2 protein-coding genes are annotated in these 2,703 nt (G+C 60.2%); both read right to left on the reverse strand.

Annotation, left to right across the window (positions count from 1 at the left end):
- A partial coding sequence (locus E5W87_RS34840) for an ABC transporter substrate-binding protein (protein WP_292408332.1) occupies positions 1 to 957 on the reverse strand: 957 nt, incomplete at its 3' end.
- Positions 957 to 2,703 (reverse strand): extracellular solute-binding protein (locus tag E5W87_RS34845; RefSeq protein WP_292408335.1); only part of this gene is annotated, 1,747 nt, incomplete at its 5' end. The genes E5W87_RS34845 and E5W87_RS34840, both read right to left, overlap by 1 nt.

Raw genomic sequence — 2,703 nt, forward strand, 5'->3', positions numbered from 1 at the left:
GCCGTCCTTCAGCGCCGGAAAGTCGTAACCGGTCGCCCATACCCGCGCGGTGAATTCCTCGCGAAAATGCGTGTCGCCCTTCTTGAAGGCCTCGAACGCTGCCTGGCGATCGAGATAAAAGTCGATACGGATGCGGTCGAAATTATTAAGGCCGCGGTTCACCGCCAGATCGCGGCCCCAATAGTCGGCGACGCGTTCATATTCGACGGTCTGTCCGGCCGCCACGCGCCCTATTTTGTATGGTCCGGAACTGAGCGGCGGTTTCATCGTCGAGGCGTCGAATTCGTTGACCGTGTAAAAGGCCTTGGACACGATCGGCATTGCGACGATGGCGAGGATATTCTGCGCCGACTGTTTGCCGTTGAAGGTGAGGTCGACGGTAACCGGATCGACCGCGACCGCCTCCGTCATATGCCGGAGCGCTTGGGAAAGGTTGGGATGGCCCTTTTCCTTGTAAAGCTTCAATGCGAAGGCGACATCCTCGGCGGTCAGTGGCGAGCCGTCGTGGAAACGCGCTTGCGGTCGCAAGCTGAAGCGGAAGCCATTGCGGTCCGGCGTCAAGGTAACGGACTCTGCAAGCAGGCCATAGACCGCATCCGGCTCATCGAGTGCGCTTGTCATCAGCGAATCGAAACAGAGTTCGGTGCGCGGCGGCGAATCCCCTTTCAATACCAGGGAATTCAGCGTGTTGAAGGTCAGGAAACTCTGGTTGAGGGTGGAGTTTGGCGGTGCGAAATTCATCTGGCCGCCCTTGGGGGCGTCCGGATTGACATAGTCGAAATGCGTGAAATCCGGGGGATATTTGAGATCGCCGAAGGCCGACAGGCCGTGCAGCTTTACGTCGGTCGGGATGGTGGCGAAGGCCCGGCCGGGCAGCAGCGCTGCCGCCGTGGCTGCTGCGCCCAGGGCCAGAAAGTCGCGGCGGGCCAGAGAGTCGCGGCGGGGGAGCGCCGCCATCAATTGCCACTCTTGTATTTTGCCGCCAGCGCCTTTTCCTTGTCCGCATCGATCCACCAGGAACTCTGATCGACGCCGCTATAGGCAGGCTGCTTCTCTGGGATGCCGAACTTATTCCAGTAGGCCATCCAGACCACCGAGCGATGGTGTTGCGGCACGACATAGTAATTCCACAGCAGCACCCGGTCGAGCGCATGGGTGGCAGCAACCAGGTCGTCGCGATCGGTGGCGAAGATGACGCGGTCGACAAGCGCATCGACGACCGGGTTCTTGATGCCGGCATAGTTGCGGGATCCAGCCGTGTCGGCGGCCTTCGAGCTCCAGAAGTCACGCTGCTCGTTGCCTGGCGAATCCGACTGTCCCAGCTGCGATATGGTGACATCGAAATCGAAGTTGTTGATGCGGTTGACGTACTGGGTCTGGTCGATCAGCCGCAGCGTGGCGTCGACACCGATCTTGCGCAGATTGGCGATATAGGGACTGGAAAGGACCTGGTCGGTGTCGTTCCAGCCGAGGATTTCGAACTTGAAAGGCTCGCCCGTCTTGGCATTCACCATTTTGCCGCCCTTGATCACCCAACCGGCCTTGGCGAACAGATCGACCGCCTGCTTCAGGTATTTCCGCTCCGCCTGTGGCGAATCGTAGACCGGCAGCTTGAATTCCTGGGTAAAGACTTCGGGCGGCAGTTTCTCGCGATATTGCTCAAGAATCTCCAGTTCCTTGCCCTGCGGCAGACCGCTCGATGCCAGTTCGGTTCCTTGGAAATAGCTGCTGGTGCGGGTGTTGGAGCCAAAGAACAGCGTGCGGTTCATCGCCTCGAAGTCGAGCGGGTAAGTCAGCGCGGCGCGCACCAGGCGATCCCTAAACAAGGGACGCCTCACATTGAGCATGAAGGCCTGCATCGGTTCGGGTGAGGCGGTCTTGAATTCCTTCTTGATGACGTCGCCGGCCTGGACTGCCGGGAAATTATAGGCCGTGTTCCAGCGCCTCGAACTGTTTTCCGGCTTGATGTCATCCAGCCCGCCCTTGGTGAAGGCCTGCCACGCCGCATTATCGTCGAGAAAGTAGCTGAAACGCTGCCTGTCGAAATTCTCGCGACCGATTTTTACGGGCAGCTTGGCCGCCCAGTAATCGGGCACGCGCTGCCAGACGATTTCCGAGCCCGGTTTGAAGCTGGCGATCTTGTAGGCGGCCGAGCCGAGCGGCGGCTCCAGCGTCGGCCTTGTGACGTCGCGCTTCTTGCCATTGGCGTCGGTACCTTCCCACCAATGCTTCGGCAGCACGACGAGATCGCCGAGAATCTTGGGCAGCTCCCGATTGCCTTTCTGGCTGAAATGGAACTCGACTTCGCGGTCCGAGATCGCGACGGCATCGGTGACGTTCTCGAAATAGCGGCTGTACATCGGGCTGTTGGCCTTCAGCACCTGAAACGACCAGATCACGTCGTCGGTAGTGATCGGCTGGCCGTCGTGCCACCTGGCCCGTGGGTCCAGGCGGTAGGTCGCCGAGGAATAGTCGTCCGGATGTTTGTAGGCGTCGGCAATCAGCGGATGGCTGACGCTGCCCTCGTCGGTCGCCTGCTCCATCAGCGTGTCGTAGAGCAGCCCGCCGCCGAACTGTGTGAAGCCGGCTGCCGGCGAACCCTGCACGATATAAGGATTGAAGCTGTCGAAAGTGCCGAGCACCACCGAATTCAGCGTGCCGCCCTTCGGCGCATCGGGATTGACGTAGTCGTAGTGCTGGAAG

Source organism: Mesorhizobium sp. (assembly GCF_004962925.1).
Lineage (GTDB): Bacteria > Pseudomonadota > Alphaproteobacteria > Rhizobiales > Rhizobiaceae > Mesorhizobium.